We start from the raw sequence: 26,474 nt of genomic DNA, 5'->3' as shown, positions 1-26,474 counted from the left end.
ATCGGCCCGGAGAGTTCCATGAGCCCTCGATCTCTGCGCTTTACCGCATTGACTGCCATCCTGGCGCTTGGCTTTTATCTCTGTGCTGATGCGGTCGAATACACCACCGTGAATCCCACCGCCAGTACCATCAGCTTCACCTATAACCAGATGGGGTCGCGGGTGTATGGCACATTCAGCAAGTTCGAGGGCATCCTCGATTTCGATACAAACCGCCCCGAGGCCGCCCGCGCCAAGTTGACCATCGAACTCGTCAGCATTGATGCCGGCAGCAGCGATGCCAACGAGGAACTGCAAAAGCCTGCCTGGTTCGACACTGAACGTTATCCAGTGGCGATCTTTGAGTCGACCGGTATCAAAGACCTGGGCAACAACCGCTATCAGATCTCCGGCAACCTCTCGCTCAGGGGGCAAACCCTGGAGGTCACGGTGCCGGTGCTCCTGAAATCGGAGCGCGCCATCGGCATATTCGATGGCGAGTTGGTACTCAAACGCAGTGACTTCAAGATCGGCGCTGGCGAGTGGGCTGACAGCATGGTTTCCGACAACATCGACATACGTTTTCGAATGGTTGCGCCGGAGCACTGAAAGGTGTTGTTTGTCGATTGATGCGGGTTGCAAAGTTGTTCGGGCGATAAATCACTTATCTATTCAATTGAAATAAGGCGCAGTCTGTTAATCACTTTTACCTTGCTTGTTGAGTTGAGAACTCAGCTAGCATTTGCTGTGGTGTTTATTGTTTTTTCCGTTTTCAAAGTTGCGCGTTTGATTGTCTCGATTTTCTTTCACTCATGGGTTCTCGAATCAAGGGAGCTGATCATGTCAATCGTGATAAACGGTGAAACCAAACGCATCGGCCTGGCCATGTCGGGAGGCGGGTTCCGAGCTGCCGCCTTTCATTTAGGTGTTATGCAGGAGCTGAAACGCAATGGACTTCTCGACAAAATCGACCTGTTGAGTTGCGTGAGCGGTGGCAGCATCGCGGGGGCCACGGTTGCCTTGAACTGGGGCTCTGCAAATAAACTTGAATTGCTTGATACTTACTTGCGAAGCCGTTCAATCGCGGTGTCGTCATTTATCGTGGGGGCTCTTGATCCATTCGAGTCTCGACTTGAGAAACTGGCAGAGTCTTACGATAAGGACCTGTTCAAGAAGAAAAAGCTGTCGGCACTGGGCAATGGCCCTCGTATTTATTTGAATGCCACCAACCTTGCGACCGGCAACATGTTTTTCTTCGTTGTCGGCGGCGGTAAGGAATGCGTGATGGGCGATCATGACCTCGGGGAAGCCTCGGCACTCGATTTCCCTATCTGTAACGCTGTTGCGGCTTCATCCGCCTTTCCGCCGGTGTTCCCTCCCTTAAGGCTCGACTCCCAACCATTCGACCCGAATGACATCGTTGAGTACGTGACGCTGACCGACGGTGGCGTCTACGACAACATGGGAATCAACCCCTTGGTGCGCGAGAAGAATGAGTTGGACTACGTCATTGTCAGCGACGGTGGAAAGCCGTTTGCGAACAGCAGCCAGCCGACGGAGTCCGGTGCCATCGTGCTCAAGGCGGCGCTGGACATCATGATGGAGCAAATACGTGGCCTGGAGTTTGACCGACTGCAATATCGTTTTCTGTCAGGGAAGGGACCCAAGCCAATGTGGTTCTCGATCGACAGTAAAGAAGGTCAAGCGCAGCAGGGCGACGCGGCGTTTGCGTCCGCCATTGATACGAATCTGCGCCGGTTGTCTGCCGAAGAGATGGACGTCTTGACTCGCCACGGTGCGGCGCTGGTCAAAGCACGACTATTGGCCTATGCCCCGGAACTTCTTTAGCGTGCACCGCCACGAGGACTGCTGCAAAGGGAGGGCATATGACCGACTACCCACCACCCGCCATGCGCAAACTGAGGGTTTACGCATTTGACCCGCAGGCCTCCACGCAGCTTGAAACGGCTCGCATCAGCCACGCGACCATCCAGATTCCCTGGGAAGAGCGCTGGGAAGCCAGGGTGAAACCCGGCCCGGTCAACGAGTATTTTGAAGTCATAGATATCGATCCGAGCAGCGGGCAGTTTTACGACCCGGTGGATCTCAACGATCGTCATTTGCTGGCGCAGGACGGACTCACGCCTTCGGAGGGTGACCCACGCTTTCATCAGCAGATGGTGTTTGCCGTGGCGATGAAAACCGTGAAGCTGTTCGAGCGGGCGCTGGGGCGCAAGGTGTATTGGTGCCCGCAGTGGGATGAACGGTCCGGCTCTTACCAGCAGGTGCGCAAACTGCGCATTTATCCTCATGCGCTACGCGAAGCCAATGCCTATTACAGCAAAGAAAAAAAGGCGTTGTTGTTCGGTTACTTCAAGGCGTCCATGACCGATCCCGGGGTCAATCTTCCGGGCAGCTGGGTGTTCACGGCGTTGTCCCACGACATCATCGCCCACGAAACCACCCACGCCATTCTCGATGGTTTGCACCGTCGCTACAGTGAGGCGACCAGTCCCGATAGCCTGGCGTTTCATGAGGCGTTTGCTGACATCGTTGCCCTGATGATGCATTTCATGTTGCCAGAGGCAGTGTCCCAGCATGTTGCCGGCAATGGCGGCAGCCTCAACCAACGCTCCTGGATGAGCGGCCTGGCCCGGCAGTTCGGTGAAGCCACGGGACGCTATGCCGCGTTGCGCGAGGCCATCGATGACAAGGACAGCCAGCAGTTGCCCGACCCGACCCTGTTGTCCAGGACAAGCGAGCCACACGCACGCGGTGCAATCCTGGTTGCCGCGGTCTTCGACGCCTTTATCAGTATCTACGAGCAACGCTCGGCCGATCTCTTGCGCCTGGCCGATGGGGCAGGAAGCACAGGCAGTCGCCTGCCACCGGAACTGGTTCAGCGTCTGACCCGCGAAGCGACCAAATCGGCGGACCATGTCTTGCGCATGTGCATTCGTGCGCTGGACTACTTGCCACCCGTGGATGTGAGGTTTGGTGAGTTCTTGCGTGGAATCATCACCGCTGACACCGACCTGATTCCGGACGATCCTATGCAGTATCGCCTGGCGATGATTCAAGCGTTCCGTCGTCGTGGCATTCTGCCCGAAAAATGCCTGTCACTGGCACCGGACAGCCTGTTGTGGGAATCGCCTCGGGGGGCGCTGGCGGCGACTGAACTGCTGCATGCGGCGAAAGGGGAGGATGCGCTTGATATCACACCGCAATATCAACGGCACAAAGGCTTTCGCCAGGCCGAGAGTAATCGCAAGATCGTCTGGCATTGGATCATGAAGGTGTGCAACTCGGATTCCGGTTGGGCCGATGCACTGGGTGTGGTGTTCAATACCCATCGCACAAAAGACTACATTGCCGGCAGTCTCTTCCTTGGAGGGGACTTCAGTCGGCCTGCGGTCGAGGTGCATTCTGTGCGTACCTGCCGTCGTGCAGGGCCTGACGGCCAGGACTTGCGTCAGCTGGTGATCGAAGTCACGCAAAAACGCCATGGTTTCCTCGATCCCAAGGTGCAAGCCACTCAGGATCAGCTGGACCTCGTCAGGACAGCGACACCACCGGCCAGCGACTTCCAGTTCCGCGGCGGTGCGACGCTGATCATTGATCTGCGCGATGGCCAGGTGCGCTATGTCATATGCAAGCGCATCAATGACAACGATCGGCTCGAGTGCCAGCGCTGCTTTCTCGATACGGGTTTTGGCAGCCTGGCGCTGACCTACCGTGGCGCAAACATTCAGGATAATCCGTTCGCCATGACCCATCGTGGAGTCTGAGGCCATGAGTACAAGTAATCCATCGGGGTCGGTGTCGGTGCGCATGTATCGCGGCATTCTGGGTGACTGTTTTTTGCTGCGCCATGAGTTGGACGCAGCCGAGGTCAAACACATCCTGATCGACTGCGGCGTATTGCAGGGCGTCAAGAATGCCAAAGACCGGATGACAGAGATTGTCCGTGATCTTCTGGAAACCACAGGCGGCAAACTTGATCTGCTGGTGGTGACCCATGAGCACCACGATCACCTGTCGGGGTTCCTGTATGAGCGGGAGTGTTTCCAGAGCAGTTTCGAGATCCGTGAGTTCTGGCTTGCCTGGACGGAGAATCCCAATGATCCCACGGCAAACGCATTGCGCGAGCGTTTCGACAAAACCAGGCAAGCGCTGTCGGCGCTGGTTAACCATTCAAAAGTGGCCGCACTGAAGGACAGTAACTTTCGCATCAAGACCGTTCTGGAACTCAGTGCGTTCCTGGGCGAGGAAGGGCGTCCGACCGGTGCCAGCACGTTGCGCATGCTCAAGGAAAAAGCCACGCCGGCTCGAACCCGTTATCTGGAACCGGGCGATGTCGTCAGTCCGACAACCATTGACGGGCTCAAGGCCTACGTCCTGGGGCCACCCAGGGACCAGAAGTATTTGCGCAAGGATTCGCCCGCTCGGGGCGCGAACAAAGAGGTGTACTTGAGCAATGAGGAGGATGCAAACGCGATCAGTCTTCACCTCAAACAACTCGATGACGCTTGTATTGATAACGCTGACCTCCCATTTGCGAGGCCCCATCAACGGCCACTGGCCGAGGTGAAACTGCAAAATCCAAAGGACCGTACCATCACCCAGAAACTGTACTTCGACCCCGCAACGGCGTCGCGACAAATCGATGACGAGTGGTACTCATCTGCCGAGACGATGGCGTTGAAGATGGACTCCGACACCAACAACACCAGCCTGGTGCTGGCCTTTGAACTTCCGGATGGGCAGATCCTGCTGTTTCCAGGTGACGCTCAGGTAGGTAACTGGCTCTCGTGGGCCGAGCAGACCTATCCGCGAACGCCGGATTCTAAGCAGGGCGGTGCATTGACCGTCGATGACATCCTGGCACGTGTGACCCTGTACAAAGTCGGCCACCATTGCAGCCACAACGCCACGCTGCGGCAGTTGGGGCTGGAGAAAATGACCGACGGCAGGTTGGTGGCGATGATTCCGGTGGTCACGCAAGTCGCTCAGGACAACGAATGGAACATGCCGTATCCCGAGCTTTATCAAGCCTTGAAGGACAGGACCCAAAAACGCGTTGTGATCGGTGACAGTGTGATCGCCGATGAAACTGCAACCTTCATGACAAACCCAACCGCAGAAAATAAACGGGCTGTTCTGGACTATCACCCAACGGGTTTGTGGGTGGAGGTTAAGATTTCTTTCTGAGCCGGATTTAAACGATCGAATGTACTCGGTAAGCCCACCCAGCGCCCGATCCCCATTGCAGGGACCGGGCGCCAGTCGAGTTACTTATTTCGCCGTTATCGGTACCGTCACTGACTTGCCGAAGGTCGAGTTGATGGTCACGGTCGGGCTTGGTGTCGGACCGGCACCCGTGGTGCAGACCGACACCCTCCAGCGCGCTCCGGTGCCGGTTGGCGTGAGGATCGCGTTACCGAGGTTGAGCGGGCCGGCAGTGGTCGTGGCGGTCACCGTCAGCGTATTGCCCGTGCCTTTCGACGTGGTCCCGGCCAGGTCCCACGTGTAGCGGTTGTTGCTGCGTACGGTGACCGAAGCGCTGGTGACCACCAGGTCTTCGTTGACCGCCGCCGGGGTCACTGCCACGGACACCGTTGCCGTTCCGACAGCGCATTCTTGGCATCGCTGGCCTGGTAGGTGAAGGCCGCGGTGAAAGGCGCGGTGACGCTGGCCGGTGGGGGGAATTCCTCATAAACAGGGAAATTTTCTCATATTTCATTGGGTTACTTTCACCAATGACAGGTGGTCTTGCCAAAATGTGTCGGCTTGGAAGAAAATGAGAGTCATTATCAAATAAATTTGTGTCGAGCTTTCCCATGTCCTCTGTCGATCTCTCGCTGCAACAGGCCGTGCATACGCTTTACGAGGACCATCACGGTTGGTTGTGTGGCTGGCTGCGTAAGCGCCTCGGCTGCCACCACCATGCGGCGGATCTGGCCCAGGACACCTTCATTCGCGTGTTGACCCAACGCAAGAGCGCTGAGCTGCGAGAGCCTCGTGCTTACCTGAGCACCATCGCCCGCAGCCTGATGATCGACATGTTCCGGCGCCGGGCGGTGGAGCAGGCTTATCTGGAAACCCTGGCCCACATCCCGGAACCGGTGGCGTTCTCCCCGGAAACCCGTTCGTTGATCATTGAAACCCTGATGGAAATCGACCGCTTGCTCGACGGTTTGGGCGAGCGGACCCGGGAGATTTTCCTGATGGCCCAGCTCGATGGCCTGAGCTATGTCGAGATCGGCCGGCGCCTCAACGTCTCGGTGACCACGGTCAAGAAGCACGCGGTGCGCGCCCTGACGCACTGCCTGTTGCTGATCGAGGACTGAGTCGTGGCCCAAGCACAACCGCTGGATTACGCCACCCTCGAAGCCGCTGCGCGCTGGTATGTCGATTTGCGCGATGAGGTGCCGGACGAGGCCGTTCGCGAGGCACATCGACGCTGGCTGGAGCGCGATCCGCGGCATCGTCAGGCTTGGGAGCGCCTCGGTCGCCTGCAGGGCAAGCTCGAACAAGTCACCCCCGGCATCGCTCGCCCGACCTTGGCCAGCGCCCGTGCCAAACGCCGCGATGTGCTCAAGGTCCTGTCGATTCTGCTGATGGCGGGCGGGGCGGGGACCCTGGCCTGGAACACCACGCCACTACCGACGCTGATGGCCGATCAGCGCACCGGTACCGGCGAGCGCCGTCGGCTGCGTCTGGATGATGGCACGCAATTGCAATTGAACACGGCAACTGCGCTGGACATCCGCTACAGCGAAACTCTGCGTGAAGTCCGGTTGCTCCAGGGTGAAATTCAGATTGAAACGGCCCGCGACGCGCAGGCGCGGCCCTTCGTTGTACACACCGCCGAAGGCAGCATCCGCGCCTTGGGCACGCGTTTTGTCGTGCGTTGCGAAGCGGACCGCACGCAGGTCAGTGTGCAAGAGCATGCGGTGGAGGTGCGCTGCGCCAACCTGACGGGCGCGGCCGTGCGTGTCGACGCCGGTCAGCAAGTGAGCTTCCGCCAGGACGCCATCGAACCCCTGCAACGGGCCAACCCTCAGGCGGATGCCTGGACCCGCGACATGCTGGTGGTCAACGACTGGCGCCTGGGTGAATTCATCAGTGAACTGCAGCGTTACCGTCCTGGCCATCTGGGCTGTGATCCGGCGGTCGCGGCACTGCGGATTTCCGGTGCTTTTCATCTGGCAAGTATCGACACCATCCTCGAAAACCTGACCTCGACCTTGCCCGTGCGCATTCGTCGATTCAGTCGTTTCTGGACGAGCGTGGAGTCGGTCTGAGTGTTTCTGAAAAAAATCCTGCGCAGGGGTTACTGATTTCGATTCTCGTTCGACTTAGGTGTTAGAGGCGCACACAGACGCCGCCATTCACTGCCAACGGGCGAAAGGAAACTGCATGACCCCTCGCAATCCCCAACACCGCATTTGTTCTATTCAGCCATCCGTCAGACCTTTGAGCCGAGCCGTGCATGCCGCTTTGCTCGGAATGGCGTTGGTTGTTCCGTTGGGCATGACGATGGTGGCGCAACCGGCCTGGGCGCAGACCGATGTCGAAACCGAGTTCGACATTGCGGCGGGGCCCTTGGGTTCGGCATTGACCCAGTTCGCTGGTACGGCCGGGGTAACCGTGTCCTTCGAGCCGGGCTCAGCCACCGGCCAGCAAACCTCTGGATTACGCGGGCGCTACAGCGTTGATGCCGGCCTGCGACAGTTGCTCGCCGCAAGCAAGCTCGAAGCTGTTCGCCACGACAACGGCAGTTATTCGCTGTTGCCGATCGTTGGCTCCGGTGCGGCCATGCAGTTGGGCGCCACCAGCATTTCCGGGGTTGCCGTGGAATCGGCCTACGGCCCGGTGGACGGCCTGGTTGCCACTCGCAGCGCTACCGCGACCAAGACCGATACGCCGATCCTGGAAATTCCGCAGACCATCAACGTGGTCACCGCCGACCAGGTTGAAGTCCAGGGCGCGCGCAACCTGACCCAGGCCCTGCGCTACACGCCGGGGGTGAACACTGGTGGTTTCACCGACCGCAACTCGATTGCCGACGAGATCACCAGCCGTGGTTTCGCCCCGACTCCGCTGTACCTGGATGGTGCCTACATCCCGTACGCCGGCAGCCTTGGTGGCGCCCCGCAAATCGATCCCTACACCCTGGAGCGCATCGAAGTGCTCAAAGGGCCGTCGTCGGTCCTGTACGGGCAAAACCAGCCGGGCGGCCTGATCAACATGGTCTCCAAGCGCCCGACCACCGAGCAGCGCAGCCAGGTCAAGCTGGGGGCGGGCAGCTATAACCGGGTCAACGGCGCCTTCGACACCAGCGGCCCGATGGATGAGCAAAAACAGTTCACCTACCGCCTCGTCGGTGTAGCGGACAAAGGCAACGAAATGGTCGCGCACAACAACAGCCAGCGCATGCTGTTGGCGCCAAGCCTGACCTGGGCACCCACCGACGACACGTCCCTGACGTTGCTGGCACAGATCCAGCGTGACGACGGCGTGCCGGATTATCAGTCGCTACCGAGGATCGGCTCGCTCAACCGTGGCCCCAACGGCGAGAAAATCGACCGCGATTTCTTCTCCGGCGACACCAACTTCAACGATTACAAGCGTGACCAGTACATTTTTGGCTACGACTTCAGCCACAACTTGAGCGATGACCTGAAGTACCGCTCTACGGCGCGCTACACCGACGTGCGCGACCGCTACAAGGGTTTCTACCTGCGCAGCTTCGTCACCGATGCCGACGGCGTGACCGATTACACCCGGGCCAACCGTGCCAAGGTCGACTGGCACCAGCACAACATCGCCTACACCCTCGATAACAACCTGGAGTACAGATTCAACACCGGCGCCCTTGAACACACGACCTTGGCGGGCGTCGACTATCGCCATTTCACTCGCAAGTACGATGGCTACAACGCCAACAACGTGTTGCCGGTCGACCTGTACGGCAAGAACAACTACGACACCAGCAGCGTCACCCCGCAACTGACCACAAAGTGGGACAACACCCTGCGCCAGACCGGTGTGTACCTGCAGGATCAGATCAAACTGGACAAGTGGATCCTGACCATCGGAGGTCGCCAGGACTGGGCGGAAATCGACAACAAAGACTTGCTGGCGTCGACCCACGAAGCCAAACGCGACAGCCAGTTCACCGGCCGTGTCGGCCTGACCTACGTCACCGATTTCGGCCTGGCGCCGTACGTCAGCTACTCCGAATCGTTCCTGCCAACCCTGGGCACTGCCGCCCCCGAGCGCGGCGGCAAGGCTTTCGAACCGACCAAGGGCGAACAATACGAAGTGGGTGTGAAGTACCAGCCATTCGACAAGACCCTAATCACCGCTTCCGTGTACGAGGTCAAACAGAAGAACGTGCTGACCGGCGACACTGTGTATCCAGAGTACATGTCCCAGAGCGGTGAAATGCGTTCGCGCGGCGTCGAACTGGAAGTCAAATCCAGCCTCGACAACATCGACGTCATCGCTGCGGCCAGCTACATGGACTCGTTCTACACCAAGGATACCTGGGGTAACGAGGACAACCGCAACGAAGCCCAGTCGCCGGTATCGGCCTCGGTGTGGGCTGACTATCACTTCACCCAGGCCAACCTCAATGGCCTGACCTTCGGCGCGGGCGCCCGCTACACCGGGCGCAAGCCGGGGGATGCGGCCAACTCGTTCGACGTGCCGTCCTACGTCGTCTATGACGCCACTGTCAGCTACGACATGGGCAAACTGGACCCGAGCCTGCGTGGTTTACAGGCCCGCGTGAACGTGCAGAACATCTTCGATCGAGAGTACGTTTCGGACTGCAACTACTCGTTCGGTTGCTACTACGGCCAAGAGCGGGTGGCTTCGGTTGAGATGACTTACGACTGGTAACTGCGGCACCGATCGTTCCCACGCGCAGCAAAGGAATGCCTCCATGGACGCTCCGCGTTCGGCTGTCGAAGGGACGCGGAGCGTCCCGGGCTGCATTCCCACGCAGAGCGTGGGAACGATCAACTGGACCCGGGCCTGCGCGTGAACGTGCAGAACCTCTTCGATCGTGAATACGTGTCGGACTGCAACTACTCGTTCGCTTGCTACTACGGGCAGGAGCGGGTGGCTTCGGTTGAGATGACTTACGACTGGTAACTGCGGCACCGATCGTTCCCACGCGCAGCAAAGGAATGCCTCCACGGACGCTCCGCGTTCGGCTGTCGAAGGGACGCGGAGCGTCCCGGGCTGCATTCCCACGCAGAGCGTGGGAACGATCAACTGGACCCGAGCCTGCGCGTGAACGTGCAGAACCTCTTCGATCGAGAATACGTGTCGGACTGCAACTACTCGTTCGGTTGCTACTACGGCCAGGAGCGGATGGCTTCGGTTGAGATGACTTACGACTGGTAATCGTCGGTGTAGCTACAGACGCCATCGCGAGCAAGCTCGCTCCCACAGGGATTTGTGCAACACAGAAGACCCACTGTGGGAGCGAGCTTGCTCGCGATGAGGCCGGGACAGCCAGCACACCTGTCAGCTGACACACCACCATCACCCCCGAAACCGCAACGCCTCCAGTCCTGCGCTCAAATCATCGGCGGCAATTTATCCAGCATCTTGTCCAGCGTGATCGGGTAGTCGCGCACCCGAATCCCGGTTGCGTTGTACACCGCGTTGGCGATGGCGGCACTGACACCGCAAATACCCAGTTCGCCAACACCCTTGGCTTTCATCGGTGAGGAAATCGGGTCGGTTTCATCGAGGAAAATCACTTCTTGGTGGGGGATGTCGGCATGCACCGGCACCTCGTAACCGGCCAGGTCATGATTGACGAAAAAGCCCAGGCGTTTATCCACGACCAGGTCTTCCATCAGCGCCGCGCCGACGCCCATGGTCATTGCGCCAATCACCTGGCTGCGGGCCGAGGTCGGGTTGAGAATGCGCCCGGCTGCACACACCGCCAGCATCCGGCGCACGCGGGTTTCCCCGGTAGCGCTATCGACCGCGACTTCGACAAAGTGCGCGCCGAAGGTCGATTGCTGATACTTCTTGCTCAGCTCGCCGAATTCGATGCTGTCCTCTGCGACGATTTCGCCGGTCTGCGCCGCATTGCGCAACGGCATGCTTTTGCCTGCCGCGCGTACCTCGCCATCGGCGAATTCCGCCTCGTTGACCTTCACCCCCAGACGTCGCGCAACGGCCTCACGAAGTTTGACGCAGGCGGCATACACCCCCGCTGTGGAGCAGTTGCCGCCGAACTGCCCACCCGAGCCTGCCGAAACGGGAAAGCTCGAATCGCCCAGGCGCACGACCACGTTGTCGAGGCTGACGCCCAGCATTTCCGCTGCCGTCTGGGCAATGATCGTGTAGCTGCCGGTGCCGATATCGGTCATGTCGGTTTCCACAGTCACGATTCCCTGATCATTCAAGCGAACACGGGCGCCAGACTTCACCAACAGGTTATTGCGAAAGGCGACACCGACCCCCATGCCGATCAGCCAGCGGCCCTCGCGCTGTGTGGCCGGTTGCGCATGCCGTTGGCTCCAGCCAAAACGATCGGCCCCGGTGCGCAGGCATTCGACCAAATGGCGCTGGGAAAATGGCCGATCCGGTTTGGTGGGATCGACCTGGGTGTCATTGAGGATGCGAAACTCCAGGGGGTCGAGTTTGAGCTTCTCTGCCATCTCGTCCATGGCAATTTCCAGCGCCATCATCCCCGGCGTTTCACCCGGTGCACGCATCGCGTTGCCTTCCGGCAGATCGAGTGTCGACAGGCGCATGGTTACCCGACGGTTTTCCCCCGCGTACAACAATTTGCTCGGTTGCGCGGCGAGTTCCGCTTTACCGCCGGGCAAGTCGCCGGACCAGCCTTCGTGCGCCATGGCGGTGATCTTGCCATCGCTGCCGGCGCCGATGCGGATGCGTTGGATGGTCGCCGGGCGATGGGTGCAATTGTTGAAGATCAGTGGCCGCGCTAGCGCTACTTTGACCGGCCTGCCGGCCATGCGTGCACCCAGGGCTGCCAGGACCGCATCGGCGCGGATGAACAATTTGCCGCCGAACCCACCGCCGATGTACGGCGAGATCAGGCGCACGTTTTTCTTCGGTATGCCGAGGGTGGTCGCCAGGTCGGTGACCGACCAATCAATCATCTGGTTCGACGTCCACAGGGTCAGCCGATCGCCTTCCCAAGCCGCCATCGAGGCCATGGGCTCCATCATCGCGTGGGCCTGATCGGGCGTGGTGTAGGTTGCGTCCAGTTGCACCGGTGCCGCCGCGAACGCCGTTTCAAAGTCCCCATGCAGGGTGTCCGCCATCTGCTCCTTGGGTTCCACCGTTGATCCGCGGGAGCTGGCGAGATCGAACGCGCCGTCCGTGCTGGTATAGGTAATGTCCAGTCGTTCTGCGGCGGCACGTGCCTGTTCGAAGGTTTCTGCTACCACCAGAGCCACGGCCTGGTGGTAGTGCTGAATGTCCGGCCCGCCAAGTAACTTTGCGGTGTTGTATTTGCCTTTGCCGAGTTTGCCGGCGTTCGCGGCGGTGACGATGGCGATCACCCCTGGCGACGACTCTGCGGGCGCAAGATTCATCGAAGCAATGCGCCCCTTGGCAATGGCCGAACCGACCACCACGCCATAGGCCTGGTTCGGCACAGCGTCATGGTGTTCGTAGGCGTAAGGCGCCCGCCCGGTGGTTTTCAACGGCCCTTCAATGCGCGTGGTGGGGTGGCCGATGACCTTGCCTTGGTCGATGGGGTTGTTGGTGGCCGGGGTGTCGAATTTCATGCCTGGGCCCTCGCTTGCGCCATCACTAGAGCGAGCGTGCGCTCGACCAGCGTCAGTTTGAAGGCGTTTTCATGGGTGGGTGTGGCGCCAGCCAGTAGTTGTTCCGAGAGCGCTTTTGAGCCTTTGGCCATCGCTGTTTCAGCGGTCTCCACGCGCCACGGTTTGGGCGCGACGCCACCCAGGGCAATGTGGCCGGAGCCGTTCTGCTGAATCACCGCTGCCACCGAGACAAGGGCGAATGCGTAGGAGGCGCGGTCACGGACTTTCTGGTAAATGTGCGTGCCGCCAATCGGCGCTGGCAAAGTCACGGCGGTAATCAGCTCGTGCGGCGCCAGGGCGGTTTCGATATTCGGCGTATTGCCGGGCAATCGATGCAGGTCGGCGATGGCAATGACGCGTGTCGTGCCGTCGGGTCGAACGGTTTCGACCTGCGCATCGAGCACGCGCATGGCCACGGCCATGTCGCTGGGATGGGTGGCGATGCAGGCATCGCTGACACCGATGATGCCCAACTGCCGACTGAATCCGCCGATGGCGGCGCAGCCACTGCCGGGCTGGCGCTTGTTGCAGGCCTGATGGGTGTCATAGAAGTACGGGCAGCGCGTGCGTTGCAGCAGGTTGCCGGCGGTCGTGGCCATGTTACGCAACTGGCCGGAAGCGCCGGCGAGGAGGGCGCGGGAAAGCACGGCGTAATCCTTGCGGATGCGCGCGTCGGCGGCGAGGTCGGTGTTCCTCACCAGCGCGCCGATTCTCAAGCCACCTTCCGGTGTGGCTTCGATTCGGTCCAGGGCCAGGTGATTGACGTCGATCAGTTGCGACGGCGTCTCGATATCCAGCTTCATCAGGTCCAGCAGGTTGGTACCGCCAGCGATGAAGTGCGAGCCATGGACCTGCGCGGAGAGCGAGGCGGCTTCGGCCGGCGATTGGGCGCGTAGATAGGTAAAGGGCCTCATGCGCTGGCCTCCGCGACTTCAGTGATCGCTTCGATGATGTTGGAGTACGCACCGCAGCGGCAGATGTTGCCGCTCATGCGTTCCTGGAGTTCGCTGGCGATCAGCCTGGGTGGTTCGGTGAGACTCGGGCTGACGTGGCTGGGAATACCATCGCGGATTTCCCCCAGCACCGCGACCGCCGAGCAGATCTGCCCCGGCGTGCAATAGCCGCATTGATAGCCGTCATGCTTGATGAACGCCGCCTGCATCGGATGGAGCTTGTCTGGCGTTCCGAGCCCTTCAATGGTGGTGACCTTCGAGCCTTCGTGCATCACCGCCAGTGTCAGGCAGGAATTGATGCGTCGGCCGTCGACAATCACTGTGCAGGCGCCACACTGGCCGTGGTCGCAACCCTTCTTGGTGCCGGTGAGCTGCAGGTGTTCGCGCAACAGGTCGAGCAGGGTGGTGCGGGTGTCGAGTTCCATTTCCTGCTGTGCACCGTTGACCCAGATCGACACTTTGGTCTTGACCGGCTGCGCCGCATTGGCGGCCGATGCTTGTGCAGAAATGAACGGAGGCAGGATCATGGCCGCTGCTGTTACTACGCCCACGATCAGCAATTCTCGTCGGGAAATCGTCATCACGTCGAGCATCGGTGCGTTTCCTATGGTTGATTGGCGAGTACAGCTCTCATCCATTGACTGACCTCAGTGGTCAGGGAAATGTTCTTGCGGTTTTCGGCTATAGAGTTATGCGTGTGGCTCATGAATCGATCAAGACAGGCGAGTAACGCTGCCCGGCACGCTATGATAGGCAGCCGCGCCCATTCCCCGGAGTCAATCCCAGCAATGCCCCAGATCACCCATTACAAAACCCCATGCCCTGAGTCGGTCAACAGTCAGATCCTGCAGATGGTGGTCGACAACCTGACCGACATCAGCATGGTCGCCATCGCGCCGAGCAACCTGTTGTACAACGTCTACCAGTACGCGATTGGCTACGAGGTGCACCTGTACCTGGAGGCGTTGAACGGGGCGAAAGGGATAGCGGTGGAGTTGATCGTCGCCACGGATCTGGACGATCCGGACAAGGTCGCAGGTTTCCTGTTGTACCTGCCGGTCAAGGACGATACCGACGCGTGCAGCGTAGCCTACATGGCCGTGGATGCCGGTCATCGGCGACAAGGCGTCGCGCGCAGGATGCTGAGGGAGATGGTCGGCCGTTACCCGCATGCCGAGCTGACGTGCGCAGTGGCCAAGGTGCCGTACTTTGAGTCTATGGGCTTTCAGGTGGTGGGCGTGCGCGCCACCCAGGTGCTGATGAACACCCGCGATCACGGCAGCGACGGCTTGATGGCGCTGCTGGATGTGGCGCCGATCTATAGCTCGCTGGAGGTGCGGCAGATTCATACCTACCTGCTGCAAAAGCACGGCAAGCGGGCGATGGTCGATGCGGAGAAGCAGCGGGACCGGCATCTGGATCAGTTGACGCGCAGGGCCAACGAGTTTGTCCAGGAGCGATTGGAAAAACGCGGTTAACTGTGGGAGCGAGCCTGCTCGCGAAAGCGGTGTGCCAGATTACATACATGTTGAATGTGACGGCCTATTCGCGAGCAGGCTCGCTCCCACATTGGTTTGTGTGGTGATCAGGATAACTTCACATTCATGGTGATCCGCGCCGTGAACACCTTCTTGCCTTCCACATCGTGAATGTCCACCGGCACGATCTTGTCGCCTTCTGAGCTCCAGTCCACCGCTTCGCCATCAGCCACCGCCGTTACATCACTTTTGGCCTTGGCCAGGTATTCCACGGTCATGCCTTTGGGAATCCAGCGTGCGCCTGTAGGAATGGATACGTCGGTCATCATCCCGGCGGCCAGCTCGGCCGCATTACACATCGCTATCGCATGCACGGTGCCCAAATGGTTGGTGATCTCCCGGACGAACGGCACCTGGACGGTGGCGGAGCCTTTGCGCAAGTCGGTGACGAGCGGATTGATGGTGGAGAAGTAGGGCGCCACTTGGCAGGCCATTTTGCTGAACGCTTGCGGGCCTGCACTGCTGAACATGCTGAGGAATTGACTCATGGTTGAAACCTCCTGGATGGCAAATTTGCAGAATATTGTTCTGTTACAGAATATTGTTCTGTGACGGAACAGTATTCTGTTGGCAGGAAATCTGTCAACCTAGCACCCGCCTCAACCCTGGAATTTTTTGGACTGCATCCAGCATGGAAACTGCCGATTTACTCGAACGCTGCTACCCCGGCCGCCGCGCCGAACTCAAGCGCGACATCTTCAGAAAGGCCCTTCAACTGTTCAACGAGCAGGGCATCGAGGCCACCACCATCGAGATGATCCGCGCCGAGTGCGATACCAGCGTCGGCGCGATCTACCACCACTTCGGCAACAAGGAAGGGCTGGTGGCGGCGTTGTTTTTCACGGCGCTGGACGATCAGGCCAGGCTGCGCGACAGCTACCTGGCCGACGCCGAAACCACCCAGGCGGGCGTTCACGCGTTGGTGCACAGCTACGTGGACTGGGTCGATAGCCAGCCCGAGTGGGCGCGTTTTCAATATCACGCTCGATTCGCCGTCACCAAAGGGCCGTTCAAGGACGAACTGGTCACGCGCAACAAGGCGCGCAATAAACTGCTGTTCGAGTGGCTGGGCGCCTCGGCGCGGGTCGAAGTGTTGCGCGGTTATCCGCCGGAGTTGCTGCCGTCATTGATCATTGGTCAGGCCGAGAGCTACTGCCGCGCCTGGTTGTCGGGTCGGGCCAAGGGCAGTCCGAAAGCGTATCGGGATCTGCTGGCGGACGCGGCGTGGCGCTCGATTACCACATCCGAATGACACCCCCCTGTAGGAGCGAGCATGCTCGCGAAAAACCTGAGTGCGCCGCGGGGTGTCAGGCCTCCATCGTTATCGTTAACGTCCATCGTCGGAACGCCGCCCGGAGCATGCTCGCTCCTACAGGGGGATTTGCGGTGGGTTTTAGAATGCACAAAGCCCGGACAAGTGCCGGGCTTTTTCAGGTCTGGTTTTCGCGCAGTTAAAAAAGAGCCTCAAAGCTCTTTGATGGGGAGAAGTGGAGCCATTGAGGCTCAAGATGCGCATGAAGCAGGCGGTGAGCTTGATAGGGGTTCAGAACACTCACCACCTACGCAACGGCTTGGACAAGCAAGCGGCTGCGCAACTCCATCGTAGGAAGATGGGGGTTCGGTCTCAAGTACCGCTAGTCGAATCCCCCCACAACTGTCAGCTTCTGCGATTGCGCTCCCCGGGCCAACCGGCCTGATTCAAGGCCTTGAGCAGGGTTTCGGCATCCAGCCCCGGCACCGCGTGGCCGTTACCTTCCGTCGTTTCGGCCGCGAGCAAGGCGTTGATGATGGCTTCTTCAACGGCCTCGGTGGCCGCCAGGAACAATTCGCTGATGTGATCGTTGTTGACCATGCTCAGGTTGTCGCAGGTCGGCGATTTTTTGCTCTCGTAAGCCGCCGGAGGTACATGCCGATTGCCGGTGGCGAACGCGATGAAGATGTCGCCGCTGTGGTCTTCATTACCGCCGCCGGTGCGGGCCAGGCCGAGGCTGGCGCGCTGGGCCAGACGTGTGCATTGGTGCGGCAGCAAGGGCGCATCGGTGGCCAGGCATACCACGATCGAGCCCATGCCCGGATGTGGCAGTGAAGCCTTGAGGAACGGTGAGTCGACCTGCTCCATATAGCGCCCGACCGGGTAGCCATCGACGCGCAACTCATTGCGGATGCCATGGTTGGCCTGAACAATCGCGCCAACCGTCCAGCCTCCCTGGGCACTGTTCAAGCGTCGCGAAGCGGTGCCGATGCCGCCCTTGAACTCGTGACAGATCATGCCGCTGCCACCGCCGACATTGCCTTCGGCAACCGGACCGCCCACCGCCGTACGCAAGGCTTCGGCCACATGCTCGACTTTAACGTGAAAGCCGTTGATGTCATTGAGCAAGCCGTCGAAGGTCTCCAGCACCACCGGCATGTTCCAGTAGAGCCGCCCGTCGTCCGGTTGCTGCTCCCGGTCCAGCACGATCAAGGCATCGCGCACCACGCCCAGGCTATGGGTGTTGGTGAAGGCGATCGGGCTGGTCAACAAGCCGGCCTCGCGAATCCACTCAAGGCCCGTGGCATCGCCGTTGCCATTGAGCACATGGACCCCGGCAAAACACGGTTGCTGGCTGGTGGAACCGGCACGGGGTTCGATCACGGTGACGCCGGTGAGGATATCGCGACCCTTGGCGGTGAGACCGCGCACATCGCTGTGGCCGACCCGCACGCCGGGTACATCGGTAATGGCGTTGAGGGGGCCGGGTTGCAGTTGGCCAAACTGGATGTTGAGGTCGCGGGCACGTGGTTTCATGGTTTCTCTCATCTTCAAATTCGTGGTGGAAAAAAGTGGTCGTGAAACCTGTGGGAGCGAGCCTGCTCGCGAAAAACCTGAGCACACCGAGGGGTGTCAGGCTTCCAGCGCTATCGTTAACGACCATCGCGAGCAGGCTCGCTCCCACAAGGAGATTTCGGTGTGATTACTGGCCGTTTTTGACTTTGCTCCAGATCCGCGTACGCACCCGCTCGGTCGCAGGCGGCAGGGGCTGGAGGGTGAACAACGTGGCCAGGGCTTCGGCCGACGGGTAGACAGCTGGGTTGGTGCGCGTCGCTTCGGCCACCAGCGCTGTCGCGTTGCGGTTGCCGTTGGGGTAGTTGAGGTGATTACTGACCGGGGCGATGACCTCGGCGCGCATCAGGTAGTCGATGAAGGCCAGGCCCTGTTGCGGATGCGGTGCGTCCTTGAGCAATACCAGCGTGTCGAACCACACCGGCGCGCCTTCCTTGGGCAAGCTGTAGGCGATCTTCACGCCATTGCCGGCCTGCTCGGCGGTGGCCTTGGCTTCGAGCATCGCGCCGGACCAACCCACGGCGACGCAGATGTTGCCGTTGGACAGGTCACTGATGAACTTCGACGAATTGAAGTAGGCGATGTGCGGACGCAGCTTGAGCAGCAGCGCTTCGGCCTTCTTGTAGTCCCCGGGGTTGGTGCTGTTGGGCGGCAGGCCCAGGTAGTGCAGGGCGACCGGCAGCATTTCCGAGGGCGAGTCGAGCATGGCAACGCCGCATTCGCCGAGTTTCGCCAGGTTCTCTTCCTTGAACACCAGGTCCCAGGAGTCCACCGGCGCCTTGTCGCCCAGCGCGGCGCGCACCTTGTCGATGTTGTAGCCAATGCCGTTGGTGCCCCACAGATACGGCACCGCGTACTGGTTGCCCGGATCGTTGTTGGCCAGTTTCGCCAGCAGTTCGGTGTCCATGTTCTTGAAGTCCGGCATCTGCGCGTGGGGCAAAGGGGCGAGGGCGCCAGCCTTGATCAGGGTCGGCAAACTGAAATTGCTGGCCACCACTACGTCGTAGCCGCTGCGGCTGGTCAGCAGTTTGCCTTCGAGGACTTCGGCACTGTCGAAGGTGTCGTAGACCGGCTGGATACCGGTGTCCCGCTTGAAGTCATGCAGGGTGTTCGGGCCGATGTAGTCATACCAGTTGTACACGTGCACAGTCGGGCCATCGGCAGCAACCGCAGTCAGCGACACCGCCAGACAGACGCCAAACCCCAGATTGAAATACGAGCGGTGACCACTCATGATGCGGCACTCCTGGCCTGCTGCAGGCCGGTGATGATCAGGAGTTTGCAGCGTATCGACCGGGGTGGCCGTTACCCATTCCCATCATGGGTTACTCGAAAGGGGTAGTGCGTGGACGCGTTGTTGAAAGAGTTACCGCTGCACCAGGGATTGGCGCGGGTATTTGGCGCGGTGGGCCAGGACGGGTTCTGGCGTGCGCTGGTCGACACCCTGCGCTTGCTGGTGCCGCTGGACAACGCCCTGGTCGCAGTGATGCAACCGGGAAGGGTGCCGCGCTTGCTGATCGATTTCGACTCCAAGGGCAGCGGCGACGAACATGAAGAACTGGCGGACTACAGCGCCGGCATGTACCTGCTCGATCCGTTTTACCTGGCCGTATGCGCCGGCATCGCCGATGGCTTGCACAGCCTCGATTCGGTGGCGCCCGACCAATTCCAGCAGAGCGAGTACTACCTGAGCTACTTCCGCACGGTGGTGGGTGGGGACGAGTTGCAGTTCATGATCAACGTTGACGGCGCCGTACTCGGTTTATCCCTGGGCCGCTCGACCCGCTTCACACTGCAAGAGCAAGGCCGTTTGCTGTGCGTGCGCGACTGGGTGCTGGCGGCAATGCGTCGGCACCTGCAATTGCTCCCGCCGGAAGGCCCGGCTGTCGAAGCTGTGGCCGGCGATCTGGCGACCTTGCTCGATCGTTTCGACGCACGCCTGTCAGTGCGCGAAATCGAAACGGCGCGCCTGATTCTCCAGGGCTTCTCCAGCAAGGCCATCGCCCAGCAGATGGGCATTTCCCCGGAGACGGTGAAGGTGCATCGGCGCAATCTCTATCACAAGCTTAATGTGAACGGGCATGGCGAATTGTTTGCGTTGGTGCTCAATCCTCCAGGGTAAACACCAACGCCTTCAACCCACACTCAACATCGGCATCCGGAAACTCCGGCGGATTGTCCAGCCGTTGTTCAAAGCGCAGGCTCGGCGCTTCGCGGGTCACACCGTCGATGAGGAAGTCCGCACCGAAGGCCGGGTCGTTCATGCAGGCCAGCACCGTGCCTTGGGGGCTGAGCAGTTCGGGCAGGCGACGCAGTACCCGTTGGTAGTCCTTGGTCAGCAGGAAACTGCCTTTCTGGAAGGACGGCGGGTCGATGATCACCAGGTCGTACGGACCTTTGCCGATGACTTTGCCCCAGGACTTGAACAGATCGTGGCCGAGAAAAGTCACCTTGCCGAGGTCATGTCCGTTGAGCCGGTGGTTATCGCGACCGCGGCTCAGGGCCGGGCTGGACATGTCCAGGTTGACCACGTGGGTCGCGCCGCCTTCGACGGCCGCCACCGAGAAGCCGCAGGTGTAGGCGAACAGATTCAGCACGCGTTTGCCCTGGGCATTGGCCCGCACCCAGTCGCGGCCATAGCGCATGTCGAGGAACAGCCCGGTGTTCTGTTTGCGCCCCAGGTCCACCCGATATTTCAGGCCGCCCTCGGTGATGGTCATTTCCTCGATGACGTCCCCGAGTAGCCATTCGGTGGTGCTTTGCAGCAGGTAGCGATGTTGCAGCAGCAAGGTATGCGCGCCGGATTGCGCCCATGCCGGTGACTGCGTGACGTCCAGCAACAGCTGCTTCAAAGCGTCCAGTTGCGCGGTTTCCGGTTCCTTGAACAGCGACACCAGCACCACGCCCTGCAACCAGTCGACGGTCAGTTGTTCGAGCCCCGGCCAGCAGCGGCCGCGGCCGTGGAACAGGCGGCGGGTTTCGGCGGGGGCGGCCGCCAGGGCGGTCGACACATGCGCGTGGAGGGTGGCGAGGGCTTCAGGGTTCATCGGTCTGGGTCGGCAATCTGAGGGGGCGGCATTTAACCATAATTGCATCCCAAATATTGCGCGACCCTGTAGGAGCTGCCGCAGGCTGCGATCTTTTGATCTTAAAAGCAAAGTCAAAAGATCGCAGCCTGCGGCAGCTCCTACAGGGGGTGGGAACAGTGAGTTATCACGTTTAATTTAACTTTACGTGAGGATTTGGCGATCTTCCGGCCCCCATACTCGGCTCCAACGAACAACAACCGGGAGCCGGACATGTCGCAGTCAACTGCTTCACCCAAGCCCAGCCACCCACGCTGGCTACGGCTCACCCATTGGCTGAACGCCCTGGCGGTGCTGGTGATGGTCACCAGCGGCTGGCGCATCTACAACGCCTCACCGCTCTACGATTTCAGCTTTCCCAAGTCGATCACTCTTGGCGGCTGGCTTGGCGGCGCCTTGCAATGGCACTTCGCGGCGATGTGGTTTCTCGCGCTCAACGGTCTCGTCTACCTGATCATCAACCTGGTCAGTGGACGCCTGAAACGACGCTTCTTCCCGGTTTCCCCCAAAGGTGTGCTGCAGGACTTGGGGGCCGCATTGCGGGGCCGGTTGGGGCATGCCGACCTGAGTCATTACAACCAGGTGCAGCGTGTGGCGTACCTGTTCGTGATGGTCGATATCACGCTGCTGGTGATCTCCGGGCTGGTGCTGTGGAAATCGGTGCAGTTCCCGCTGTTGCGTGAATTGCTGTGGGGCTACGAAGGTGCGCGCCATGTGCACTTCATCGCCATGGCGCTGTTGGTGGCGTTCGTCGCGGTGCACCTGGTGATGGTGGCACTGGTTCCAAAAACGCTGTTGGCCATGATCATTGGTCGCAAGGAGCACGTATGAACAAGCGCATTCAAGGCTCCGGGCTGGACGAGTCGTCCATCCTGACCGACGCCCGGAAAATCCTCGCCCCGCAGATCGAAGACCGCTCACGCCGCTCGTTCCTGTTGCGTGGCCTGACACTCGGCGGCGTGGCCATGTTGTCCGGTTGCAACCTCACCGACAACGACAGCGTAGAGACCGCGTTGTCGTCCATGTCGCGCTTCAACGACCGGGTGCAAGGCTGGCTGTTCAACCCCAATGCGATGGCGCCGACCTATCCGGCGTCGATGATCACCCGGCCATTCCCGTTCAATGCCTTCTACGACATCGACGAGGCGCCGACGGTGGAGGAGGAGAGCTACCGGCTGGAAGTCACCGGCCTGGTGGCGGACAAGCGCAGTTGGCGCCTCGAAGAGCTGCGCGTCATGGCGCAAACCGAGCAGATCACCCGGCACATTTGTGTAGAAGGCTGGAGCGCGATCGGCCGTTGGGGTGGTGTGCGCTTCAGCGATTTCCTCAAACGGGTCGGAGCCGACACTGACGCCAAATACATCGGCTTCAAGTGCGCCGACGATTACTACACCAGCATCGACATGGCCACCGCACTGCATGCGCAAACCTTGTTGACGCTGACCTATGACGGCGCCGTGCTGCCGCGCGAATACGGCTTCCCGATGAAGCTGCGTATGCCCACCAAGCTCGGCTACAAGAACCCCAAACACATCCAGGCGATCTTCGTCAGCAACACCTACAGCGGCGGCTACTGGGAAGACCAGGGCTACAACTGGTTCGGTGGCAGCTGAGGAGGTCCCGGCAATACCCCTCGTCCACACCCCATGCATCAAGGAGTTTTATCATGAAAAAGTTGACCACCGTTGTTCTGTCCATGTGCCTGGCCATCGGCGCCGCCAGTGTCTTTGCTGGCGATACGATGAGCAAGGACAGCATGAGCAAAGATGCGATGTCCAAGGACGCCATGCACAAAGACGAAATGAAAAAGGACGCCATGTCCAAGGACACGATGAAGAAAGACACCACGTCCAAGGATGCCATGAGCAAAGACGGCATGAAGAAAGACGCCATGTCCAAGGACGCGATGAAAAAAGACGCAGCGTCCCAATAACGCAAACCCTGTCATTCGGGGGTGTGACCTGAGCTCATGCTCCCCATGACATTTGATAGCTTGGCAATATTGCAAATTCTTCAGGAACACTGATTTCGTCGACCACTAGTATCAAAAATGAATTTCCGCAGATCCCGTTGCTCATACCTGTAGGTAGCGGATTTCGAGCCCGCGTATTTATTGGTGCGATCAGGGAGCGGTAAGGTCATGAGTCGAGTATCGACAGCGGGCGAACATCTTCCTGGCGGGTTGATTCTGGTGGTTGAAGACGACCCGCTGATCCTGGAGTTTCTCTGTGAAATTCTTCAGGACGAAGGCTATGTAGTGCAACCGCAAACCAGTGCGGACGCTGCATCGGTGTATCTGCAGGGGCACGCGCCCGAAGTCGGGATGTTGCTGACAGACATCACCATGCCGGGCACGCTCAACGGCGCGGACCTGGCCAATCTGTTCGGTGATCGCTGGCCGGACAAACCGATCATGATTATGTCCGGTTTCGAAACCCCGGCCAGCTCCGGGGTTCGCCATCAGGTGTCGTTCATCAAGAAACCCTGGGCGCTCGGGCAGTTGCTTGATTGCGTGGACGGTGCCCTCAAGTCTCGTCGGACCCTGTAGGAGCTGCCGCAGGCTGCGATTTTTTGACTTTGATTGTAAAAAAGCCAAATCAAAAGATCGTCCGAACGCGGCCCGAACCTGCGGCAGCTCCTACATTGATCGTGTACATTGCGGGAAGCCCGCTGATCCTTGATAGGAAGGACCCTTTGCCTGCTCCCACATCCGTCTTCAATGCCCCTTACCGCGCCTTCCTCTTCGACATGGACGGCACCATCCTCACCTCGATTGCCGCCGCCGAGCGCGTATGGGCCACCTGGGCCATACGCCATGGCGTCGATGTCGAGACCTTCCTGCCCACCATTCACGGCGCCCGTGCCATCGACACTATCAATCGCCTGGCGTTGCCTGGCGTCGATGCCGAGGCCGAAGCGGCGTGGATCACCGAAGCTGAAATCGAGGATGTCGATGGCGTTGAAGAGGTGGCTGGCGCGGCGGCTTTTCTCCAGTCTTTGCCCGCTCATCAATGGGCGATCGTGACCTCTGCACCAAGGGCGCTGGCGTTGCGGCGGATGGCAGCCGCCGGGATTCCCGAGCCGGATGTGATGGTCACTGCCGAAGACGTCACCGCCGGTAAACCCGACCCGGCCGGTTATCGATTGGCTGCGCAGCGGTTGGGTGTCGAGATATCGGATTGCCTGGTTTTCGAGGATGCGACGGTAGGCATTCTTGCGGCCGAGGCGGCGGGGGCGGATTTGCTGATCGTTACGGCGACGCATGAGCAGCCGATTATGACGGCGCATGCCACGTTGGCAAGTTATGACGAAGTTGTGGCCCGTGTAGACACCGACGGCGTGATTCGACTTCGCACAATCTAATGTGGGAGCGAGCCTGCTCGCGAAAGCGGAGTGTCAGTCAGCTTTTATGTCGGCCGGAAGTCAGCATTCGCGAGCAGGCTCGCTCCCACAGTGGGGTTGTAGGTCTCAATAGACTTTGGGGATCAACCGCCAGCTCCGGGCGCAATAAGCCTCGTATTCACCACCAAACTGCGCTCGTAACAGCGCTTCTTCGGCGTGAATGCGCGCAATTAGCGGGATCACGGTCAGCGCAGCCAGCAGCAGCCCGACCCCGGAACGAAAGGCCAGCGCCCAACCCACGGCAATCACCAACATCCCCAGGTAACTAGGGTTGCGCAAACGGCGATAGATCCCGTCGGTCACCAGGCTATGGCCCGGCTGAATCGCCACCAGTCCACTGAAGCGTTTGCCCAGCACGAACACCGGCCACATTCGCAGAACGCCGCCGATGATGAAGAGCAACGCTCCGAGCCAACGAATGCCCTCGCCACCGAAGGTCCAGAAGTCGATGCGGTCGGTGTAGGCCGGTAAAAAACCACTCAATAATCCGATCACCCCGAACGCTGGCAGCACCCAGCGATTGGCCCGATCCTCGCGCTCGCCAGAACTCAGGTTGACCTCGGTGAACAGCGAAGCGATGGCCATGACCAGCGTTGCCAGGGCAACAACCACCAAGGCTGCATGGGAAAAAAAAGCCCCGAAGCCGCCCAGCCCCCAAATCGCCAGCCAGAGGTAAGCGAGGGTGGAGACGATGGCAAAAAACGCCAGTTTTGCGGAGATTTTCATAGGCGATTCCCCCGACACTCTTCAGTGTAGCGCCGATCGTTCCCATGCTCCGCGTGGGAATGCAGCCCGTGACGCTCCGCGTCACTGGACGCGGAGCGTCCCTTGAGGCATTCCCACGCAGAGCGTGGGAACGATCATTCTGCGGCCGACCGCGCATTGCGCCTGATCACCTGCGGCGGCTGCCCGAACGCTCGAAGGAACGCTTCGCGCATGCGCCGAGGATCAAGAAAGCCGGTTTCCAAAGCGATCTGCTCAAGCGTCAGGCGCCCACGTTCGAGCATCTGCCGTGCCGCCTCCAGGCGCAGGTTTTCGATGGCTTTGGCCGGCGACTGGCCTGTTTCGGCACGGAACGCACGGCTGAACTGGCGCGGGCTGAGACGCGCCACTTGCGCCAGTTGTTCCACCGATAACGTTTGGGCGAGGTGTTCCCTGGCGTAGGCGAGGACGGTCTGAATGCGGTCGGATTTTGGCGCCAGTTCCAGCAGCGCCGAGTGTTGTGACTGGCCGCCGGCACGGCGGTGGTACATCACCAGTTTCTGCGCCACAGAACGTGCGAGTTCGGCACCGTGGTCCTTTTCGACCATGGCCAGCGCCAGGTCGATGCCGGCGGTCATGCCGGCGGAGGTCCAGATCGAACCGTCGATCACGTAGATACGGTCGGCTTCTACCTTGATCGATGGAAAGCGTTCTTGCAGTTGCCGTGCATAGGCCCAGTGCGTGGTTGCTCGCCGGCCCTCGAGCAATCCGGCCTGGGCCATGACAAAGGCTCCGGAACAAATCGACGCGGTGCGGCGCGCGGTTGTGGCGCTGGCACGCAAGTAGTCGAGTACGCCCTCGGGTGCCTGCTCGAGGATGGCGTCGCCACCGACCACGATCACCGTATCGAACACCCGCTCGCCGAACGCCTCGGTGCCGACACTCAGGCCACCGGAAGCGCGCAGGGTGCGGCCGTCTTCGGACAGTACACGCACGTCATACAGGGCTTCTCCCGCGCTGAAGTTGGCGTACTCGAACACCGGCATGGCCGCCAGCGCCATGGACTGGAAACCCTCGAAAACCACAAACGCCACGCTGATCATCGCCAGGTCCTCAAACGCTGATGTCCGAAAAACGTAGTTTAAACGTCATTT

At 60.1% G+C, this 26,474-nt stretch carries 24 protein-coding genes and 1 pseudogene; 15 read left to right on the top strand and 10 right to left on the bottom strand.

What is annotated here, in order from left to right:
* Positions 1-18 precede the first annotated feature (18 nt).
* From ACA054_RS20480 to ACA054_RS20465, 4 genes are all read left to right on the top strand, one after another.
* Positions 19-588 carry a YceI family protein gene (locus tag ACA054_RS20480; RefSeq protein ID WP_497685890.1) on the top strand — a complete coding sequence of 190 codons (570 nt, stop codon included), beginning with the start codon at positions 19-21 and terminating at the stop codon, positions 586-588.
* 231 nt (positions 589-819) lie between these two features.
* The gene (locus ACA054_RS20475) at positions 820-1,827 is read left to right on the top strand and encodes a patatin-like phospholipase family protein (RefSeq protein WP_497685889.1); all 1,008 of its coding nucleotides are present in this window, start codon (positions 820-822) and stop codon (positions 1,825-1,827) included.
* Between the two features lie 38 nt (positions 1,828-1,865).
* Entirely contained in the window at positions 1,866-3,767 is a 1,902-nt protein-coding gene (locus tag ACA054_RS20470) for a hypothetical protein (RefSeq protein WP_497685888.1), read from the top strand.
* 4 nt (positions 3,768-3,771) lie between these two features.
* Positions 3,772-5,190, top strand: coding sequence for a ComEC/Rec2 family competence protein (locus tag ACA054_RS20465; protein ID WP_497685887.1), 1,419 nt, complete (start codon positions 3,772-3,774; stop codon positions 5,188-5,190).
* An 84-nt stretch (positions 5,191-5,274) separates the two neighbouring features.
* Here ACA054_RS20465 and ACA054_RS20460 read toward each other — a convergent pair.
* Positions 5,275-5,687 (bottom strand): annotated as a pseudogene (locus tag ACA054_RS20460) (Ig-like domain-containing protein); the annotation flags it as partial.
* A 132-nt stretch (positions 5,688-5,819) separates the two neighbouring features.
* Between ACA054_RS20460 and ACA054_RS20455 the strand changes: the two are divergent.
* The 3 genes from ACA054_RS20455 (at position 5,820) to ACA054_RS20445 (ending at position 9,891) form a co-directional block, all read left to right on the top strand.
* Entirely contained in the window at positions 5,820-6,329 is a 510-nt protein-coding gene (locus ACA054_RS20455) for a sigma-70 family RNA polymerase sigma factor (RefSeq protein ID WP_497685886.1), read from the top strand.
* Between the two features lie 3 nt (positions 6,330-6,332).
* Positions 6,333-7,286: a FecR domain-containing protein gene (locus tag ACA054_RS20450; RefSeq protein ID WP_497685885.1), complete on the top strand. Its 954-nt coding sequence runs from the start codon at positions 6,333-6,335 to the stop codon at positions 7,284-7,286.
* A 115-nt stretch (positions 7,287-7,401) separates the two neighbouring features.
* Positions 7,402-9,891, top strand: a complete 2,490-nt coding sequence (locus ACA054_RS20445; protein ID WP_497685884.1) for a TonB-dependent siderophore receptor — start codon at positions 7,402-7,404, stop codon at positions 9,889-9,891.
* A gap of 686 nt (positions 9,892-10,577) precedes the next feature.
* On the opposite strand, the gene paoC is transcribed toward ACA054_RS20445, so the two are convergent.
* The 3 genes from paoC to paoA are packed head-to-tail and all read right to left on the bottom strand — an operon-like array spanning position 10,578 to position 14,349.
* Positions 10,578-12,776 carry an aldehyde oxidoreductase molybdenum-binding subunit PaoC gene (gene paoC, locus ACA054_RS20440; RefSeq protein WP_497685883.1) on the bottom strand — a complete coding sequence of 733 codons (2,199 nt, stop codon included), beginning with the start codon at positions 12,774-12,776 and terminating at the stop codon, positions 10,578-10,580.
* Entirely contained in the window at positions 12,773-13,729 is a 957-nt protein-coding gene (locus tag ACA054_RS20435) for an FAD binding domain-containing protein (RefSeq protein WP_497685882.1), read from the bottom strand. Before ACA054_RS20435 ends, paoC begins: the two co-directional genes overlap by 4 nt.
* A complete protein-coding gene (gene paoA / locus ACA054_RS20430) occupies positions 13,726-14,349 on the bottom strand; it encodes an aldehyde dehydrogenase iron-sulfur subunit PaoA (RefSeq protein WP_497690346.1) in 624 nt (207 codons plus the stop codon). Before paoA ends, ACA054_RS20435 begins: the two co-directional genes overlap by 4 nt.
* Before the next feature lie 207 nt (positions 14,350-14,556).
* Between paoA and ACA054_RS20425 the strand changes: the two genes are divergently transcribed.
* Entirely contained in the window at positions 14,557-15,246 is a 690-nt protein-coding gene (locus ACA054_RS20425) for a GNAT family N-acetyltransferase (RefSeq protein WP_497685881.1), read from the top strand.
* Positions 15,247-15,353: 107 nt separating this feature from the next.
* Here ACA054_RS20425 and ACA054_RS20420 read toward each other — a convergent pair whose 3' ends face one another.
* On the bottom strand, positions 15,354-15,794 hold the full coding sequence (locus tag ACA054_RS20420) for a hotdog fold domain-containing protein (RefSeq protein ID WP_497685880.1): 441 nt from the start codon (positions 15,792-15,794) through the stop codon (positions 15,354-15,356).
* Positions 15,795-15,937: 143 nt separating this feature from the next.
* Between ACA054_RS20420 and ACA054_RS20415 the strand changes: the two genes are divergently transcribed.
* A complete protein-coding gene (locus ACA054_RS20415) occupies positions 15,938-16,558 on the top strand; it encodes a TetR/AcrR family transcriptional regulator (protein WP_497685879.1) in 621 nt (206 codons plus the stop codon).
* 405 nt (positions 16,559-16,963) lie between these two features.
* Here the strand turns inward: ACA054_RS20415 and ACA054_RS20410 are convergent, their stop codons facing one another.
* The gene (locus tag ACA054_RS20410; protein WP_497685878.1) at positions 16,964-18,094 is read right to left on the bottom strand and encodes a DmpA family aminopeptidase; all 1,131 of its coding nucleotides are present in this window, start codon (positions 18,092-18,094) and stop codon (positions 16,964-16,966) included.
* Between the two features lie 166 nt (positions 18,095-18,260).
* Positions 18,261-19,364, bottom strand: a complete 1,104-nt coding sequence (locus ACA054_RS20405) for an extracellular solute-binding protein (RefSeq protein WP_497685877.1) — start codon at positions 19,362-19,364, stop codon at positions 18,261-18,263.
* 111 nt (positions 19,365-19,475) lie between these two features.
* Here ACA054_RS20405 and ACA054_RS20400 point away from each other — a divergent pair, with 111 nt between their 5' ends.
* On the top strand, positions 19,476-20,252 hold the full coding sequence (locus ACA054_RS20400) for a helix-turn-helix transcriptional regulator (protein ID WP_497685876.1): 777 nt from the start codon (positions 19,476-19,478) through the stop codon (positions 20,250-20,252).
* On the opposite strand, the gene ACA054_RS20395 is transcribed toward ACA054_RS20400, so the two are convergent.
* Complete coding sequence (locus tag ACA054_RS20395) at positions 20,236-21,177, bottom strand: class I SAM-dependent methyltransferase (RefSeq protein WP_497685875.1); 942 nt, start codon at positions 21,175-21,177, stop codon at positions 20,236-20,238. The genes ACA054_RS20400 and ACA054_RS20395 overlap by 17 nt on opposite strands.
* 252 nt (positions 21,178-21,429) lie before the next feature.
* Here ACA054_RS20395 and ACA054_RS20390 point away from each other — a divergent pair, with 252 nt between their 5' ends.
* The 5 genes from ACA054_RS20390 (at position 21,430) to ACA054_RS20370 (ending at position 24,579) form a co-directional block, all read left to right on the top strand.
* Positions 21,430-22,047 carry a cytochrome b/b6 domain-containing protein gene (locus ACA054_RS20390; RefSeq protein ID WP_497685874.1) on the top strand — a complete coding sequence of 206 codons (618 nt, stop codon included), beginning with the start codon at positions 21,430-21,432 and terminating at the stop codon, positions 22,045-22,047.
* Positions 22,044-22,829 (top strand): molybdopterin-dependent oxidoreductase, encoded by a 786-nt coding sequence (locus ACA054_RS20385; RefSeq protein ID WP_497685873.1) that lies wholly within the window; start codon positions 22,044-22,046, stop codon positions 22,827-22,829. The genes ACA054_RS20390 and ACA054_RS20385 overlap by 4 nt, the downstream gene beginning before the upstream one ends.
* Before the next feature lie 53 nt (positions 22,830-22,882).
* Entirely contained in the window at positions 22,883-23,149 is a 267-nt protein-coding gene (locus tag ACA054_RS20380; protein WP_497685872.1) for a pentapeptide MXKDX repeat protein, read from the top strand.
* 207 nt (positions 23,150-23,356) lie between these two features.
* On the top strand, positions 23,357-23,764 hold the full coding sequence (locus tag ACA054_RS20375) for a response regulator (protein ID WP_497685871.1): 408 nt from the start codon (positions 23,357-23,359) through the stop codon (positions 23,762-23,764).
* 146 nt (positions 23,765-23,910) lie between these two features.
* Entirely contained in the window at positions 23,911-24,579 is a 669-nt protein-coding gene (locus ACA054_RS20370; protein ID WP_497690345.1) for an HAD-IA family hydrolase, read from the top strand.
* A 105-nt stretch (positions 24,580-24,684) separates the two neighbouring features.
* Here ACA054_RS20370 and ACA054_RS20365 read toward each other — a convergent pair whose 3' ends face one another.
* Positions 24,685-25,344: a methyltransferase family protein gene (locus ACA054_RS20365; RefSeq protein ID WP_497685870.1), complete on the bottom strand. Its 660-nt coding sequence runs from the start codon at positions 25,342-25,344 to the stop codon at positions 24,685-24,687.
* 134 nt (positions 25,345-25,478) lie between these two features.
* On the bottom strand, positions 25,479-26,423 hold the full coding sequence (locus tag ACA054_RS20360) for a GlxA family transcriptional regulator (RefSeq protein WP_497685869.1): 945 nt from the start codon (positions 26,421-26,423) through the stop codon (positions 25,479-25,481).
* Positions 26,424-26,474 lie beyond the last annotated feature (51 nt).

This window comes from Pseudomonas sp. LBUM1653 (assembly GCF_059716115.1).
This window is presented reverse-complemented; position numbering and strand designations above follow the sequence as displayed.